9 protein-coding genes and 1 pseudogene are annotated in these 18434 nt (G+C 39.2%); 6 read left to right on the top strand and 4 right to left on the bottom strand.

From position 1 onward, the window contains the following. Window positions 1-627: 627 nt before the first annotated feature. The 4 genes from ALPR1_RS08075 to ALPR1_RS08055 all read right to left on the bottom strand — a co-directional run bounded on the left by ALPR1_RS08075 (window position 628) and on the right by ALPR1_RS08055 (window position 11216). Window positions 628-3048 (bottom strand): ABC transporter permease, encoded by a 2421-nt coding sequence (locus tag ALPR1_RS08075; protein WP_008199822.1) that lies wholly within the window; start codon window positions 3046-3048, stop codon window positions 628-630. Window positions 3049-3142: 94 nt separating this feature from the next. Beyond that, window positions 3143-5548 (bottom strand): ABC transporter permease, encoded by a 2406-nt coding sequence (locus tag ALPR1_RS08070; protein WP_008199821.1) that lies wholly within the window; start codon window positions 5546-5548, stop codon window positions 3143-3145. A 1400-nt stretch (window positions 5549-6948) separates the two neighbouring features. After that, window positions 6949-8163: an exo-beta-N-acetylmuramidase NamZ family protein gene (locus ALPR1_RS08060; protein ID WP_008199817.1), complete on the bottom strand. Its 1215-nt coding sequence runs from the start codon at window positions 8161-8163 to the stop codon at window positions 6949-6951. Window positions 8164-8852: 689 nt separating this feature from the next. Beyond that, on the bottom strand, window positions 8853-11216 hold the full coding sequence (locus ALPR1_RS08055) for an ABC transporter permease (RefSeq protein ID WP_008199816.1): 2364 nt from the start codon (window positions 11214-11216) through the stop codon (window positions 8853-8855). Between the two features lie 397 nt (window positions 11217-11613). Here ALPR1_RS08055 and ALPR1_RS08050 point away from each other — a divergent pair, with 397 nt between their 5' ends. The 6 genes and pseudogenes from ALPR1_RS08050 (at window position 11614) to ALPR1_RS08025 (ending at window position 18417) form a co-directional block, all read left to right on the top strand. Continuing rightward, window positions 11614-12051: a DUF1330 domain-containing protein gene (locus tag ALPR1_RS08050; protein WP_008199814.1), complete on the top strand. Its 438-nt coding sequence runs from the start codon at window positions 11614-11616 to the stop codon at window positions 12049-12051. Window positions 12052-12176: 125 nt separating this feature from the next. Next, window positions 12177-13340 carry an FG-GAP and VCBS repeat-containing protein gene (locus tag ALPR1_RS08045; RefSeq protein WP_008199813.1) on the top strand — a complete coding sequence of 388 codons (1164 nt, stop codon included), beginning with the start codon at window positions 12177-12179 and terminating at the stop codon, window positions 13338-13340. Between the two features lie 313 nt (window positions 13341-13653). After that, complete coding sequence (locus tag ALPR1_RS08040) at window positions 13654-14148, top strand: hypothetical protein (protein ID WP_040302656.1); 495 nt, start codon at window positions 13654-13656, stop codon at window positions 14146-14148. Window positions 14149-14309: 161 nt separating this feature from the next. After that, a pseudogene (locus ALPR1_RS21095) lies at window positions 14310-15478 on the top strand (DmpA family aminopeptidase). A 454-nt stretch (window positions 15479-15932) separates the two neighbouring features. Beyond that, window positions 15933-16532, top strand: a complete 600-nt coding sequence (locus ALPR1_RS08030) for a hypothetical protein (RefSeq protein ID WP_008199809.1) — start codon at window positions 15933-15935, stop codon at window positions 16530-16532. Window positions 16533-16947: 415 nt separating this feature from the next. Beyond that, on the top strand, window positions 16948-18417 hold the full coding sequence (locus ALPR1_RS08025; RefSeq protein WP_008199808.1) for a M43 family zinc metalloprotease: 1470 nt from the start codon (window positions 16948-16950) through the stop codon (window positions 18415-18417). The last annotated feature ends 17 nt before the right edge of the window (window positions 18418-18434 follow it).

Genomic DNA, 18434 nt, shown 5'->3' with positions numbered 1-18434 from the left:
GTATCCAAGCACTAACTATAAATTAGAAGTGATCACATTTACCTGTTTATCAATTATTTAAATAAACAGACTGTCCCGGATTAAATCTTTAAAACGATTTTTTTATGAAAATACGGGGACTGGAATGCAATAGAAGAGACTTTTTTTATTCATGTTATTACTGGGTTTTTTATAAATAATTCATATTGCTAATCAAACAATAAAAAAGGTTGTTAATCACACTCTTTTATCAAATCCCTAAAAGCTAATCATAACATCAAACTTCCTCTTCTTGCAATCGATTCCGTTATTTTTGTATGATTAGATTTAGGAATAATATTTCTTTAACTAACAATGGTATAATTTCATAGTTTTTAATACTTAAAACAAACTGTATTAAATCGAAAAAATACTGTTTCTTGACATAAACACCCCTATTTTGAAGGTTTTATGGAAAATGAGAAGCTTTTTCGACAAAAAACAGGTAAAAACAGGTAATCAAACTAATTCAGAAGTTCACTTCATTGTGCAATAATAAGAGAGGCTTGTGCAAGTTTGCACAAGCCTCTCTCTGAAAAATTTGTGGTTTTTCTAAAAACAACATTGAGGGATTTCAATTCAAAATCCGGCGCGCTTTTTCAAGCTTTTTTATTCGCTTTTCAGACTCTTTACAGGGTTTACTACTGCAGCACTAATGGCTTGGTAGCTTACCGTCAACAAAGCGATAAACAGCGTGAGTAATCCTGCAATAAAAAATACACCAATCCCCAGGTCAATCTTGAAGGCAAATGAGTCCAGCCATCCGTCCATGGCAAACCAGGCGATTGGAACAGCTATTATAAAAGCTAAACCTACCAGCTTCGCAAAATTCAACGAAAGCAATACTACAATACTTCCTACCGAAGCTCCTAACACCTTCCTAACCCCAATCTCCTTGGTTCTTAAAAAAGCGGTATAGGCAGCTAGACCAAATAAGCCTATACAAGCAATCAGAATAGCCAAAATAGAAAACACACCTAGTATCTTACTTGAAGTCTGCTCGTTCTTATACAGCTCCGCTAAGCTATTATCAAGGAAATAATAGGATAAAGGAACACCATCCGCTTGTTCCGCCCATTTGTTTTCAATAAGATCTACTACTTCCCCTTGTCGGTTAGCCTCATATCTTACGGCCAGGAAGTTGGTAAAGCCCGTTGGGTTCTTGGTGTCAAAAATCGCTAAAGGAGTAACCTGCGTATGCAAAGACTCAAAATTAAAATCCTCTACTACCCCTATTACAGTAAGCTCTGAAGTCACATTTTCACCTCCTATATTATTGGTAGTGGTCAAATGCTGCCCTAATGGATTTTCCTCTCCAAAAAATACCTTAACTGCAGCTTCATTTAATATTAGAGAAAGCGAATCATTAAAATTCTCATCAAAAACCCTCCCCAGCTTTGGTTCTAAGCCAATCGTTTGAAATAAATCTGCCTCTGCTGCAAAACCTTTGGTAGTCAAAACATCTCCTCCACCAGGTTTGGTAAACTGAACACCAAAGGTACCCTGACCAGGCATGGTACTAGTTTTTCCTGCGGAAATAACCCCTGGCATATTTTCAATTTCTTGCTTTAATGCCTCATGATTTTCCTGGTTTCCAAATCTTCTTAAGACCAACACATTTTCCTTTTCAAATCCTAAGCTAGTAGACTGAATGTATTGAATTTGATCATTGATAATCAAAGTCCCCGATATCAAAACAATAGCGATTCCAAACTGAAAAACAACCAATCCATTTCGAAGCCAGTTTCCTTTGCTTGTCTGAAGCTTCCCTTTTAAAATGCTAATCGTATTAAACTTGGAGATATGAAATGCAGGATAATAACCTGCTAGTAGACCTACGATGACACCAAATAGCAATAGCATAGGAACTGAAGCCAACATCGCTGCAAAATCAAATACTAAGGATTTTTGAGCAAGATTATTAAAAAATGGAACGGCAAGACTTACTAATATGATTCCAAGCATCAAACTCACAAAAGTCAATAGAACAGCCTCCAATAGGAATTGTGTGATAATCTGCCTTCTTCCTGATCCCATGGCTTTCCTTACCCCCACTTCTTTTGCTCTATCGGCAGATCTGGCTGTTGCGAGATTAATGAAATTGATACAGGCCAACACCAGGATGAATACCGCAATGGAAATGAAAATATAGACATATAAATAATTGCCATTCGCTTTCAGCTCCCCTTCCAGGTTGGAATGCAAATGAATATCAGCCAATGGTTGAAGAAAATAATGATAGCCATTTCCAGCTGCCGTATAGTCTGCATAACTAATCCCAAGATTCCTTTCAATTTGACCGGAAGCATATTTGATGACCAAAGCAGGAATTTCACTTTCCACCTGATCAGGAGAAACGTTGGGATCAATTTTTAAATAAGTATGGGCAGAAAAAGAGGTATAGTTTTCGGTGTCAATAAAAGGAAAGGAAGAAATGGACACCAAGTAGTCAAACTTCATATGAGAGTTTTCTGGCATATCTGCCATGACTCCTGTGATCTCATATTCCTGCTGTCCCTGCTTAATGGTTTTACCCATGGCAGCTTCACCTTTAAATAATTTCTGGGCTGCAGATGCTGAAATCACTACGGTATTGGGTTCTTCCAATGAAGTTTCCTGATTTCCCTGAAGTAGTACAAAGTCAAAAACGTTGAAAAAATTGGAATCTACCGCTGCAATATAATCCTCCTCATAAGGTGTATCCTCAAAGGTGATGATATTCCCTGTACCGAAGTAAACAATTCTCGTGGCTTCTTCCACCCCTTTGATTTCCTCCTGCATTACCTCTGCAAAGCTATGCGGGATGATGGAATAGAAATTAACATGTTCCGGGTAAATCCTTTCCAAAGCAACCCGGTAAATGTTTTCATGCTCCGGAATGAATTTATCATAGGATAGTTCATCTTTCACATGAATCATAATGAGCATACAACACATAAAACCCAAGGTCAAGCCCAACACATTGATAGCGGTATAAACTTTATTCTTTTGAAGGTTTCTTAAAGCTATTTTAAGGTAGTTTTTAAACATGGGACTGGTTTTTTTAGGGCTTTTATTATCAGGAATTTTTAAGATAGTATCTCATTATATTCAATTCAAAATATCATAAATCATATATCCATTATCATTCGTCTTTGATTGAGTCCACCGGATTGGACCAAGCAGCTTTAAGAGCTTGCGAACCCACTGTCAAAACTGCAATGAACATAGTCAATCCACCTGCTGCCAAAAAAGTGAGAATTGACAATCCAGCCTGATACGGAAACTCTTCCTGCCAACTTTGCATCACATACCAGGCAATCGGAAATGCGAAAACCATGGCAATACCTACAATGATTATAAAATCCTTGCTGACCAAACTCAATAAACTAGCGCTACTTGCTCCAAGGACTTTTCTAATACCGATTTCTTTTGATCGCTGCTGAACGCTATAAGCCGCCAAGCCAAACAACCCAAGGCATGAAATCAAAATCGCTAGGACTCCAGCCACGGTAAAAGCTTTGCTCAATTGCTTTTCGGACTGATACTGTGAGGCAAATTTCTCATCCATGAAAAAGTATGTGAAGGGATTTCCAGGAAATATCTCTTCATAAATACCTTGGATGGAAGCAAGATGAGACGCCATCTGGTCTGGATCTACCACCAAAGAGAAATAACCATCCGCCTGAGAAGGAAGGAAAATCATGGGAGAAATTTCCTCTCGCAAAGACAAGTGATGATAATCTTTCACCACCCCAATCACTTCGTATGGATCTCCCCAAAGTATGTTTTTTCCAATTGCATCCTCTGGACTCTGGAAACCAAGTTCCCGCACAGAGCTCTCATTGAGAATCAACTTTTTGGAAGCTCCCCAGCCTTGCTCTGCATCAATTTTGGAAAAGTTTCTTCCAGCTACTAGTTCAATTTCATAGGTTGGAATAAACTGATCATCCATAATCATCATCGCATAGCTTTTATCTTTGTCTTCCGGTCTTGGAACCATCGGTGTTATGCCGCCGGCAGAGAAATTATAACTCACTCCAGGCAAGGCATTTGATGCACCTAAGCCTTTTACAAAGGACTGCGAAAGCAAACTCTGCTTAAAGTTTGCCATTTTATTCATCTTGTTTTCTCCTACATCATTGGGACCTTCTACAATGATTTTTTGATCTAGATTCATCCCCAGATCCTGATTCTGCATAAAATTTAACTGATCATGTATGACCAAAGTACAGACTATAATTCCTATAGAAATCACGAATTGAAAAACCACCAATCCCTTTTTAAGAAGCTCACTTTCAGGAGCTTTAAACTTCAATTGAGACTTATGATCAAACTTCCCCGACAAAGCCACCACATACAAACCGGAAACCAAAGCACAAATCCCTATCAATCCAAAAATCAATAACCAAAAAACTGGAGTTTGGAAAGCTCCCAGCCACAGTTCTTTCCCGATGATCGATCCAGCCAAATTTTGACCGAGATAAAGTAGGGTAAGGCCTAATCCTGTCGAAACTCCCATCAAGAGTATGGTTTCTACCATGAATTGCTCTGCCAGTTGCCAGCTTTTGGCACCAAGGACTTTTCGCATTTTTATCTCTTTGATTCTAGTCAAAATACTCGCCGAAGATAGATTAAGGTAATTCACATAAGCGATTCCCAAAATCAGAAATGCCATGGCTGCAAAAACCAAAATCGTGGAAAGACTTCCGTAAGAAGGCAAGGGATCTGAAATACTGGCACCTAAATGAATTTCAGACAAAGGTTGAAGAATGATAGACAAATCTTCTGACCCAGGGTTTTTTCGGATAAAATCGGTGATCTGCTGTGATAGGTTCTCTGCTTCTACTCCTTCTTTTGTCAAAGCAAAAAGATTTACAAACCCGGACTCAAGACCATTAGGGTCTACCCAATCATTCCCCCGTCGATTTTCAGGGTTTTCTAATGTATGAATAGACAAGAAAATATTGGCACCAAGGTCAGATCTATTGGGGATTTCCGATAATACTCCAGTCACGGTATAATCTAGCTTACCAAATTGATTGCTGAGTGAAAATGATTTTCCCAATGCATCTTCCTCTCCAAAAAACTTAGAGGCCATATCTTCTGTGATGACAGCCGTTTGGGAGTTCTTCAAATCTGTCGTTCCCCGTAATACAGGAAATGAAAAATCCTCAAAAAAGCGACCCTCCACATAGTTCACCTCATTTTCCTTGAAAGCTAAATCAGTTCCCGGAATCGCAACTAATCCTCCCCCAATAAATCCTGCTATCCGATCCACTGACTCCAAGTCCGCAAATTGATCTTGAAGAATTGTAGCGTATCCAGGAGGCAAATAAATTTCCGCCTCGCCATTTCCTTCCACCACTACTACACGATAGAGTCGGTCCTTGTTTGTATGAAAATCATTGAAAGTCCATTCAGTAGCAACAAATGCAAACAATGCCAGAAAAGTGACTAGTCCTAAAACCAATCCAATGACATTGACAAAACTGAAGAGTCTCCTTTTTCGAAGGCTTCGAAATGCAATTTTGAGGTAGTTTTTCCACATGTTAAACTTGTTTATCCGGATGAAGCTTAAAAAATCGAAAATACTTACCTCTTCAAACCCACTTTCATGCCATCCAAAAACCCTAAAATCAGCACCTTAAGCAAATTCTCTGAAAAAACTCTTGAAACAAACGGACAATATTGTCCGCAATCGGTCGAAGACATTCTTAGGGATAAAGTAAATACTTTTTAACCTTGGTTTATATTCCTATTCGGTTTTCATTGAATCGCAGAATTCGGGCGTAATTGCAAGCCTGTCTGCCGATAGGCAGGGAGGCCAAAGGCCGACGTGGTAATTCCCCCAAAGACCATTTCCTTACTAATTAACTTCGGTCTGTAAGACACATTCCGTTTGTAGAATCATTAACTCAAAACCCTTAAATGGCCTTTGGAGCATTCGGTTTTGGGACAGTTGATTTGGTGTAAAGAAAATGAGTTAGCTCGTGAAGTTTACGAGCGAGATCCACTCATTTTTAGCAAAAATCAACGGGAACAAAATCAAATTGAGCTAAACGGAAATTTATTTAAATATAAAACAGCTCAATTTGAAGAATTCTCCATGGCCTAGATTTTTGGTTCTTTTCATCAATGGAAAAGAACAAGGAAACAATTAGCTTTTTGAAACCATACCTGTGTATGCCTTGCCCGACCGAGGTCTGTGGGACACATCATACGGATGTCATTACGTGTCTGAGTCTGAGTTCCACAGAACTTTTTCAATCTTAGATTAGGTTCCATCTTGCTGGCTAAGCGATTCCGTCTCTAAAAGAAAATCATGGGCCAGCGCTGGAGAAATCTAATCCATTTTTACCCAGGGTTGAAACCCTGAGCTATAAAGCTTTGACCCCACTGGGGTCTGGAATTACTTAGTTGAGGACCTTTCGATTTCGATCTTAGATTAGGTTCCATCTTGCTGGCAAAAGTTTTCTGTCTGAGTGACACAGACCGAGGTGACGAAATTTTAACTCAAAAACCCTTAAATGGCCTTTGGAGCATTCGGTTTTGGGACAGTTGATTTGGCGTGAAGAAAATGAGTTAGCTCGTGAAGTTTACGAGTGAGATCCACTCATTTTTAGCAAAAATCAACGGGAACAAAATCAAATTGAGCTAAACGGAAATTTATGTAAACCGAAAACAACTCAATTTGAAGAATTCTCCATGGCCTAGATTTTTGGTTCTTTTCATCAATGGAAAAGAACAAGACGCAGACCGAGGTGAAGGAGAATCTATGCTACTTATAGGAATGGGCTAAAGCGCCATTCCTATTGATCAGTTTAAGAATTTTGTCTCTTGATTCTTGATGCTAGGCTCTTGATTCTTGGCTCCCAAGTCTCCACAAACCATTTATAGGTTATCGTTTAGGTCTGTGAGACACAGACCAAGGAGAAATAAAAAGAATAATTAAGGATAAAGTAAATACTTCAGTCTCATTTCCTTATATGCTGAAAGCTCAGGTTCCCAACCCGCTCGGATGGTTTCTATAGGCACATCATCTATAATTTGCTGCCTAAAATCCCCTCGCCCAATCTGTATTTCTATATTATTCATCTGATTGCTGAGCTTGGAGTCAAAAAATTTCTCTTTTTCTGGACTGGCTTTATAGAGTTCACGGATCCACTCAAAATTGATTTGACCGCTTTCTCTTAATTTGTCGGTATCAAACTCTCGTAAGTCAATTCCATAACAGATTTCATCCATAAAAAGTGGCGTTTCGGCCATTCCCTTGATGCCTGTTGGGGTAAAGCTGAATTCGTAAATCCCCTTATAGGCAGGGCTACCCAACACAGTAAATGGAAAATAGGTCCCTCGCCCCAAATTGATATATGTACCCTCGAACATGCATAAACTTGGATAGAGCAAGACTGACTGAGGAGTATTTAGATTTGGCGAGGGCGCAACCGGTAAAACATAAGGCATGTCATGTGCATAATTCGCCACGGGAATGACTTGGATATCAGCTTTTACTTGATTGGTCAACCAACCCTCTCCATTTGCCATCATGGCAAACTCACCCACAGTCAGTCCATGCGCCATAGGGAGAGGAAACATTCCGATACCTGATTTATATTTCATGTCCAACACAGGCCCATCAATCAAATACCCATTAGGATTTGGCCTATCCAAAATGATTAAGGTCTTTCCATTTTCCTCACATGCTTCCATCAAACGAGCCAAAGCATTGATATTGGTATAAAATCTCACTCCTACATCCTGAAGATCATAGATCAAAATATCAACATCTTCCAAATCCTCCTTGCTTGGTTTATTCTTCCTGCCGTAAAGCGAAATGATCGGAATCCCGGTTTGTTCATCTACATCATCAGCCACTTTCGCTCCAGCACTGGCATTGCCGCGAAAGCCATGTTCCGGGCCAAAGACTTTTACAATATTGACTCCTAAATTTTGTAGGCTATCCACTAAATGTGTTTCACCAATAATCGAGGTTTGATTGGCTAAAACAGCAACTCGTTTTCCTTTTAATAAAGGCAGGTATAAATCCATTTGCTCCGCACCCGTTTTTATTTCATTTGTAGTTTCCTCGGCTTGGTTTGCAGGAAGTTTGGTATTACAAAAACAAAGCAGGATAGAAAGAGCTAAAAGTGAAATGGATTTCATGAAATGCTAGGGTTATTTTTACGATTTTGAAAAATACGTCTTTGTAAGGAACTAGGCAATTTGGATTTGATGGGAGAGCGAATATATGCCTTGGTTTGTTTCTCCCCGCCCCTGGTCTGTGAGACACATTATAGGGATATCGTTGCGAGTCTGAGTCTGAGTTCCACAGAACTTTTTCAATCTTAGATTCGATTCCATCTTGCTGGCAAAAGTTTTCTGTCTGAGTGACACAGTCCGACGTAACGAAATTTTGACTCAAAAACCCTTAAATGGCCTTTGGAGCATTCGGTTTTGGGACAGTTGATTTGGCGTAAAGAAAATTAGTTAGCTCGTGAAGTTTACGAGCGAAATCCACTCATTTTTAGGAAAAATCAAGGGGAACAAAATCAAATTGAGCTAAACGGAAATTTATATAAATCGAAAACAGCTCAATTTGAAGAATTCTCCATGGCCTAGATTTTTGGTTCTTTTCATCAATGGAAAAGAACAAGACGCAGCAGACCGAGGTGAGGGGTAAATCTATGCTACTTAAAGGAATGGGCTAAAGCGCCATTCCTATTGATCAGTTTAAGAATTTTGGATTTTGTATCTTGATTCTTGACTCTTGATTCTTGACTCTTGATTCTTGGCTCCCAAATACTAACTCTAACCCCGAAATCATATATCTAATATCTTAAATCATAAATCCCCTACTCGCTCTTAATCGCTTTCACCGGATTAGAATGAGCAGCTTTCAAAGACTGGAAAGTTACCGTAATGAGCGCCACGCCCATGATCGTAAGTGCCGCAAGAGGAATAAACCACCATTCAAATTTGATCTTGTACTGGTAGCCATCCAGCCAATCTTGCATCAGCCAAAAAGCAACTCCAGAACCGATAAAAATGGAAATGGAAACGATAAAGATAAACTCCTTATTGATGACCTGAAGAATAGAAAATGTGGAAGCTCCCAATACTTTTCGAATCCCTATTTCTTTGGTCTTTTGTTCAGCGATGTGAGCAGACAATCCCAATAAGCCAAGACAAGAAATTAAAATGGTAAGAATACTGAAATACTGCGCCAGGTCCCGCAGCCTCACATCTTCTCTATATAAGCGAGCATAGTTTTCATCCATAAAGCTATACTCAAAAGGAAACTCCGGATTCAGATTCGTTGCGGTCTTTTCCAAATAGGCAATCGTTTCCTGAATGTTATCGGTATTCACTTTAACATATCCCTGCCAAGTATTTTCGGGATCAAGCATGATAATAGCAGGAGCTACATTTTGACGGAAGCTTTCGAAGTGGAAATCCTTCACTACTCCTGTAATCGCCCTCTCACCATCCCATATCCTGAAAAATTCCAAACCTTCATGATCTTTTTGCATCAAGTCGTAAGCAGTCTGATTCAAAATTGCTCCAGCTGTGGAGTCCGAACCACTTAACCGATCAAATTCCCTTCCCTGTGCCAATTCCAAACCTGCCGTTTTCAAGAAATCATAATCCACCCGGATGATCTCAAAAAGTGCCGCATTCTCTGGGTCTTTACCTTCCCAGGAAACCCCTCCTGTATTGGAACTTCTGCCCATAAAGCCAAAGGAAGATCTACTCACAGACTCAATATTTTCGTTTTTCTCCAATTCGGATTTGAACACATCAAAGCTTTCCATCAGTTTCCCTTCCAAAGGAATCTGAATCAATTGATCTTTGGAATAGCCCAAATCCTGGTTCATCGCAAAACTGATCTGCTGATATACTACCAAAGTGGAAACGATCAAAATGGTTGCGAGAATAAACTGGAATAACACCAAACCCTTTCTGGCCATTACCACTCCTTTTCCAGCTTTGGTAACCGAACGGAAAACAGAAACCACTTTGGTGGCCGAAAGGTAAAAAGCTGGGTAACTTCCTGCGATAAACCCTGTAAAAATAATGATCCCAAAGAGTTGCCCCCAAAACAGAAGAGAACCATAGGAAACACTCATCTCTTTACCCGTTAAATCATTGAAAATAGGTAACGTGGCTTCTACCAAAAGTATAGCTATGACTGCTGCAAAAAAGGTAATTAATAAGGATTCACTCAGAAATTGATATACTAAGGACTGCTTGTTTGCTCCAGCCACTTTCCTTACTCCCACTTCTTTGGCTCTCTTTTGGGATTTAGCCGTGCTGAGATTCATAAAATTGATGCAGGCAATAATCAAAACGAACAATCCGATCATCGCAAAAAGCTTCACATTTTTGATTCTCCCCTCTACAGGCTGACCATCTTTCCACTGCCCATGTAGATACAAATCCGCCAAAGGATAAGCAAAAAGCCGAACGTTGGATTCCTCATTCCGCTCTTTGATATAATTCTCCATGCCGGCTGAAAAAGCTGCTCCATCCACTCCTTCCCGAAGTCGGATGACCGTTCTCGGACCATTATTCCCCCATTCAGCCAACCATTCATTTTCAGCAAAATACAAGGCATAGGGCAGGACAAAATCAAACTTCATCGTGGAATTGCTAGGAAAATCCTTCACCACACCCTGAACAATAAAGTTTTCTGTTTCCGTTCCACCTTTGATTTCCACATCCTCTCCCACCACGTCTGTTCTACCAAAAAGTGAAATCGCCCCGCTTTCGGTCAAAACCACATGATTATTTTCCGTCAACATATGATTCAGATCCCCTTGAATGACGCCATAGTCATAGATTTTCAGTAAATCCGGCATCGCAAAGATCCCTTCCAATTTGATGCGCTTGTCCTTTTGCACAAAAAGCAATTTTTCTATCCAAGTATAAGTAGCAGCAAGTTCGACCTCAGCCAAGGTTTCTTTCATACTTTCCGCCAAAACCCCTGGAGTGGAAGGGAAAGTGAAAATATCGCTCCCATAGGTTTGATGCTCTATCATTTGGTAAATACGTTCCACCTGCGGAATGTCCTTGTTGGTAGAAAGTTCTGAATTGACCCAAAGGCCAATTAAAATGGCTGCCCAAAGTCCCAAAGAAAGCCCGAACAAGTTGATAAAAAAGGTGAGTTTATGCTTGGCAAAACCTCTTAAGGCGATTTTAAAATAATTTTTGATCATGGCAGGTAGCTGGAAAGTGGAATTTGGTGTGTGGTATGTGGTAGGTAGTATTGGGTATGTGGTATATGGTATGTGGTATGTGGTATATGGTATGTGTTATATGTTGAGAAATACTTAGTACTTGGTACATGGTACATGGTACTTTGTAGTAAGTAGTTCGCTCAATTAAAAAGATGCACACTGACCCCGAATAGTTGCACAGGCAGTGCCAATTCATAAAAAAAGCCATTTAGACACTCCTAAAGCCATTTGATGAAAAAATGATTTGTTCGACTTTTAATGGTTTTGGTCGGAAACGAACAAAAGAAATGGAAAGTATCTTGAATAAACTGTAGTATTGACCCTATGAAATTAGGATCAAAAAAATTAGCTTTAAATTAGGTCAACCAGAAAAAAAATGGGCAAATACATTGATTCAAATCCTGGGGCTGGGAAGAGGTTTTATCAAAATTTTCACGACAAAGGAAAAGTAGTGATGCTAAATTTATTGAAGTTTAGAAAGATGGCGGATTATACTCACTTAAAATCAATCCAGCCTGACAATGAAATGACAGGAGAGGAAGCCTATCAATTTTATTTAGAAAGCAACTTACCAGAATTAGAAAAAGCTGGAAGTAGAATTATTTATTTTGGTAAATGCAAAGACTTTTTAATTGGTCCAGAAGCTGAAAAATGGGATGCAATACTATTAGTCGAACACGCATCTGCTTCTAAATTCATTGAATTTTCTCAAAGTGATGAATATCAAAAAAATGCAGGACATCGAACTGCTGCACTTGAGGATTCGAGGTTGTTACCTTCCGCACCATGGTCTATGTCTCAAGTACAAATTTAAGTCTATTTTATTTCGGTCTGTGTCCCACAGACCAAGGTCAAGGAGATGGCTACGACAGTCGTGTTGATGGAAAAAAAACTTCCGATCAATTTTTCTAAATTAGAATACACCAAAATTTTTGAACGATGACCTTCTTTATTCTTCCATGGCTTGCATTTTTATTTTCCCAAGCCAGCCCAAACTTTGAACCCCAAGTCATTGACGACAATGTCTCCATAGGATATGGCATAGTCATAGGTGATGTGGATGGAGACGGAAAGCCGGATTTGATTTTGGCAGACAAAAAACAATTCGTGTGGTATCGAAACGGGGATTGGAAGCGCTTTGTATTGGCAGAAAACCTGACCGAGCGGGATAATGTCTGCATAGCAGCGCGGGATATCGATGGGGATGGCAAGGTGGAGATAGCCGTAGGTGCGCAATGGAACCCGGGAGAAACTAGCAATGAAGATGAATCAGGATCTGTTCATTACCTGATTCGACCAGCCGATCCTACCCAGCTTTGGACAGCAGTGCAACTTTCCCACGAGCCAACGGTACATCGCATGTACTGGGTGAAAACTGGAAGCGGCACATATCAACTAGTCGTGCTTCCTCTTCACGGACGAGGCAATAAAGCAGGTGAAGGTGCGGGGGTGAAGGTAATTGCCTATGAAAAACCTGCTGACCCAAAGGATCTCTGGAAAACCAACCTGATCGATGAATCCATGCACCTGACCCATAATATGATTTCCAAAGACCTGGGTGTGGGTGAAGGTGAGACGATTTTCATAGGAGGAAAAGAAGGTGTAAAAAGCTTTTCTTATGGGAATAACGGGTGGTTTGCCGGACCAACACAGGAGTCATCTCCTGGACATGAATCTTATGGTGAATTGGCTCTTGCAGTTATTCCAGGCGAAGGAATGCTGCTGGCTGGAGTGGAACCCATGCATGGCAATCAAGTGACAACATACACCGCTATCCAAGAATCTACCCAGCCACAGCGAATCGTCCTGGATAAAAGTCTGAAGGAAGGACATGGAATTGTGACAGGGGATTTTCTGGGGAATGGTAGTGTTCAAGTAGTTGCGGGATGGCGTACGCCAAATGAAGCAGGAGATATAGGAATCAAACTTTACGAACCTATAAACGAGAACTATACCGAATTCAAAGCTCATTGGATCGATCAAAACGGCATGGCAACAGAGAGCCTAACTGCTGCTGATCTCAACGGGAATGGAAAACTCGATTTGGTCGCATCCGGCCGATCCACCAACAACCTGAAGATTTATTGGAATAGAAGGGAGTAAGGTGGTAGAGGTCACTACAATCCCGAGAATCGGAAGAAACAATATCTTTTGAGAAAAATGAATTTATCCTTCTGATTTAGCTATTGAGACCAAATCCTTCTAAAACTTTTCTTCCTCTCCTATTCCTTTTGCAAACCTAAAATTATAGAAGTACTTTCAAGAGCTTATTTGAGGGGAGAATCAGCGATTTTTTTGAGAAATAAAAAGTCAAAAGGTGCATATACTTGACCTATTTGGGGGAATAGAAGCACTAAAAGTGTGTATATAAATAAGTTATGGGCCATTTAGGGGTGCCAGCATTAAAGAACGAGATATGGTAACAAAAACCAAATTTGATTTAATAGGAGTAACATTGCTCCTATTGACAACTTTAATTTCAATTGGACTTCTAATCAGGATGGCTTTTGAATGGGTAAATAATAGCGATGATTTAGGTTTCATTCAAAAAGTTGTTTTAACAGGTATTTCATTTTTTATCACCCCATTAATTTTAAAAATTGAATTACCAAAACTAAAGAGAGTTGAAATTGATGAAACAAAGATCACTTTAACAAGCCTTTTAACGGGACGAAAGAAACAGTTTTTAACTAGGGAGCTTGATGGATTTAAAATGTCCTTACAATATGCTAAAGGTGGCCCAACTTATGAAATAATTTTAATCAAAAACGGAAGACCAATCCATGGCATCTCTTCTAACTACACTAAGAATTTTGGTGAAATAAAAAACAAATTAAAAACTCAGCTTAAAAACCTCGGAATAGAGGAGTTTAAATATTTTGATTTTTTAATAAAACGATTAAAAAGATAAACAAATGGCCCATAACAGCGGGTCATAGCGCATGCCGCGGTCTGACTCGGCTGGATGCGGAAGTGAGAATTTGAACGACAGAACTATAAACAACAGACCTGCGGACAGAGCGGCACGACGCCATACCCGCGAACCGTTGCGCCACATTAAAACCAACTAATATGAGAATAATAATTTCAATTTTTATAGTAATCCTACTTTGCTCACAATCCTACGGACAAAAGCCAAGAGCTAGAGATTTGGGAATACCTTTGGACGGAAAAACAGGAAAACTCAATGCAATTACAGACATTAAGGGAATTGAAGTCGGTCATACAACATTAATATCTGGTGAAGGTAAGTTAGCCGTCGGAAGTGGTCCAATTAGAACTGGAGTGACGGCAGTATTACCGCGAGGTAAAGAGTACGACCCTGTTTTTGCTGGATGGTATAGTTTAAATGGAAATGGAGAAATGACGGGCACTACTTGGGTAGAGGAGTCTGGCTTTCTTGAAGGTCCAATAATGATAACAAATACCCATAGTGTAGGCGTCGTAAGGGATGCAGTAGTTGAATGGCAATTTAAAAACAAACATTTTGACCCCCTTCCAAATGAACCGGATATTTTTTGGGCATTGCCTGTTGTAGCAGAAACCTATGATGGAGACTTAAATGATATTAATGGTTTTCATGTAAAAAAAGAACATGCTTTTTCAGCACTTAACAATGCTAAATCAGGCGCAGTAGATGAAGGAAACGTTGGTGGAGGCACTGGAATGATTTGTCATCTTTTAAAGGCGGAATTGGAACATCTTCGCGAGAAGTAATTATTGATTCTGCCACTTACACAATAGGCGTTCTTGTTCAGGCTAATTATGGTAGTCGAGAATCATTAACCATTGCAGGTGTTCCAGTAGGAAAAGAAATAACTAACCATATGCCACTTTGGGACCCAATCAGGACTGAAGAAGATAGAGGCTCAATTATAGTGATTGTTGCAACAGATGCACCACTACTTCCTCACCAATTAAAAAGGCTTGCTCGCAGAGTTCCTATAGGAATTAGTCGACTAGGTGGATATGGTGGAAATAGTTCTGGGGATATTTTTATTGCGTTTTCAACGGCTAATAATGAAGCTGCCGATAGAGAAAAAAAACAGATGGTTGAAATGATACCTAATGACAAAATGTCTAGACTCTTTGAAGCAACAGCACAAGCAACAGAAGAATCGATTTTAAATGCTCTAGTAGCTGCTGAAACGATGGTTGGTAAAAATAATACGACCGTATATGAATTACCAGAGAAAAAAGTTATTGAAATACTAAAAAAGTATGGTAGAATAAAAAAATAACGTGGTACAACAACTGGGTTTCCGTCGCGTGCGTAGCACTGCTTGTCCGCGGTGGCGGGAACGATGATTCCGATAGCTATCGGAACGATGTTGCACTGCCTGTCCCGATAGCGAAGCATATCGGGGGAACCGGTGAGGTTCTTATGGGGATTGAGTCAGGACTTTTTGAAGGAAACGTGGGGCCCTCTAGATGTAGTCAGAAAGTCAATGCACTGGGTGTAGTATGTCATGACAATTATCGCAAACTACACCTAGTCCATAAATCGTTCAAATTAGATTTTTTAGACTAATTACAATCTACTTTTAGGGAGGGGAAAAGATTGGTTTAAAATGATTTACCACCTATTTTCTTCCATAAAAAAAATTTAAAAAAATACTTTGAAAGGGATACACAACATGATTTTTTTCCGATTACATTTGGTGAATTTTCGTCCAACTAAATTTTCCTTTCTATATGAAAAAACACTTCTCTTCATGGGGTTTTCAGTGCCTTGGTTTCGCTTTGATTGCCGCGCTGACATTTGGCTGTTCCGATCAAGAGGAACCAATCCCCAAAGAGATCAAAGACTCTTTATATTTTGAGTTTACACTTGGAGGGAATAAGTATAAGTCAGAGATTATAGAAAGTGATCTTATTCCTCAATCGGGAAATGAGAAAATAGTCGAGGGTACTAATGGCATGAATTTCCTGATGTACGCACGCTTTTCAAGTGCCATTTGGATGAATTTTAGTAATACCTGTGGGACAACTCCCGGAAGAGATTGTTTAGATTTTATGATTCAAGTTCCTGATACAATTAATGAAGGATCTTATCCATCTTTATTCACTTTCGGAATTTCAGTTAATGGACAGCAATTTGTACAAAAATATAATGGACCAAAAGTAAATGACCTACCAGCCGAATTCAGGACTGATGTGGTGATTACAAAATATGATGAGGTGAAAAATATTGTGGAAGGAACAGTCAAAGGACAGTTTTATAAATTCCAAGATCCTTCTGAGGAAGTGTTTTACCTCACGGGGGAGTTTAGGGTTTATCTTTTCACAAATTAAGCCTATTACATAGTTGACTACCGATGTGAGTACCCTAATTCACAACTTTATTCAAGAGCAGTCGAAGTGTAATCAAAATAATATGGGGGAGATTACCTACCCTAAAGGCCGGCACAAGGCTAAGACGATATTAATATCATCTTAGCCTTGTCATAGCCTCCCATTCTAACCATAGTTTTACTTCTTCCCTTTTTATTCGCTATTCCTGTCCAGGAAATTAGACGAAACTCTCACTTCCAGATAAATCTCCCCTTCATAGTATAGTCCATGTCCTTTCATTAACAATCTCCATAAAAGCTGATCGTTATTTCCCCATTTAACAAATGCTTTTATATCTTATGCTATTCATTTGTTGCTAATAAGAACGGTTTTACGTACTGATTGAAGTAGATTTTTTCTTTTTTAATAAGCCCTCATGAAAACCCAAAAAAGAACCATTCCAGTATTTTTATTTATTTTTTCATGCTTAGCTATCTTCGCTTGTAGCAATTTAGAAGATGAAAAATTAACTGAGTTTAGAAATCAAGTTGCAGAGATCAAGATCACTGCATACGACACGGTTTTTTCAACAATATCCAAAACTCAAACTTTAAAAATTTTCCCTGAATTTCTAAATGGTTTTGGCCAGGAAGTGTTTTTAGAGGAAACTCCTAAACAGCTGCTTTATATCAACGATGAGGTCAGTCGAGATTTTATCATCGACTCGAGTGAAGAGACGGAATATGCAGTTTATCTAAAAATTGGAAACCTAAAAAGCAATACCCTAAAAATCAAAGTGATGGATGTGAGTCCCACTAAGTATATTTCTAGAATAGAAGTAAATATGGGAGATTCTACTTTTGCTCCCTATGCAATAAATGGCGTTTCAAAAGTAGATTTAAATGCCAGAATTTATGATTATCAAGGAAGGGAATTTACCCCGACGAATTACCCGAAATTCTCTATTTGGTTTGATGGAGTGGAATACCAAAACCCAAGGGACATCCCGATTGAACGGTCAGGGACAATCCCTTTTTACGCTATTTCAGGAGAAAATAAATCTGAGGTGAAATATATTATTTCCAGAGAAAAGCCTGATTTGTCAAGGGTCTATAGTCTGCCTGTCATTTTTCATTTGGTAGGTAGACCAAATAGTTATCAGTTTAAATCAGAAGAAATTCCAGGGATATTAGAAAAGACAAATGCACATTTCAGAAATGAACAAAGGCCTTTTAGAAAAAGTCATAATGCAGTCGAATCTGGCATCCAATTTACCTTGGCACTCACAGATACACTAGGCAATTTATTAGAAGAGCCTGGCATCCATAGGATAGAAACTGATGTAATTGTATTCCCATTTAATTCAGATCTAACCAATAAATTCGTCTTTGAGCATCTTTGGGATCCAGAAAAATATGTCAATGTCTTCATCATGGACCTGACTAAAGCTGGAGGTTTTGCCAATTATCCCAGAGAATATCCAGCCGATCAAGTCCCTCCTCTGAACTTCAATTATATGGCTGCTGTAGATCCAACTTCATCTAACAAATCACTCACATTAACCCATGAACTCGGTCATTTTTTAGGACTCCGTCATATTTTCAATCTTGATGAAAACTATCCATGTGAAGATGGAGATGGATTTCCTGATACCGAGTCCTACTTGAGGAATAAAGACCTATTTACTTACCACCTCCCAATCTTTTGCAATGGCATTCCTTTTTTCTCTACCAATCAAATGGATTACGTCGGTGTCAGAAATAGTTTCACGCTCGATCAAGTCCTTAAAATGCGAGAGGTAGTTGCCAAGAACATCTATTTACCTGCCATCGATTCCAAAGGAAGAGTAGAACCTGGACCGTTTGTAAAAGGAACCTTAGATTTGACTGTCAAAGCAATTGAATAGAAGAATAAAGCCTTTGG

This window comes from Algoriphagus machipongonensis (assembly GCF_000166275.1).
GTDB lineage: Bacteria > Bacteroidota > Bacteroidia > Cytophagales > Cyclobacteriaceae > Algoriphagus > Algoriphagus machipongonensis.
This window is presented reverse-complemented; position numbering and strand designations above follow the sequence as displayed.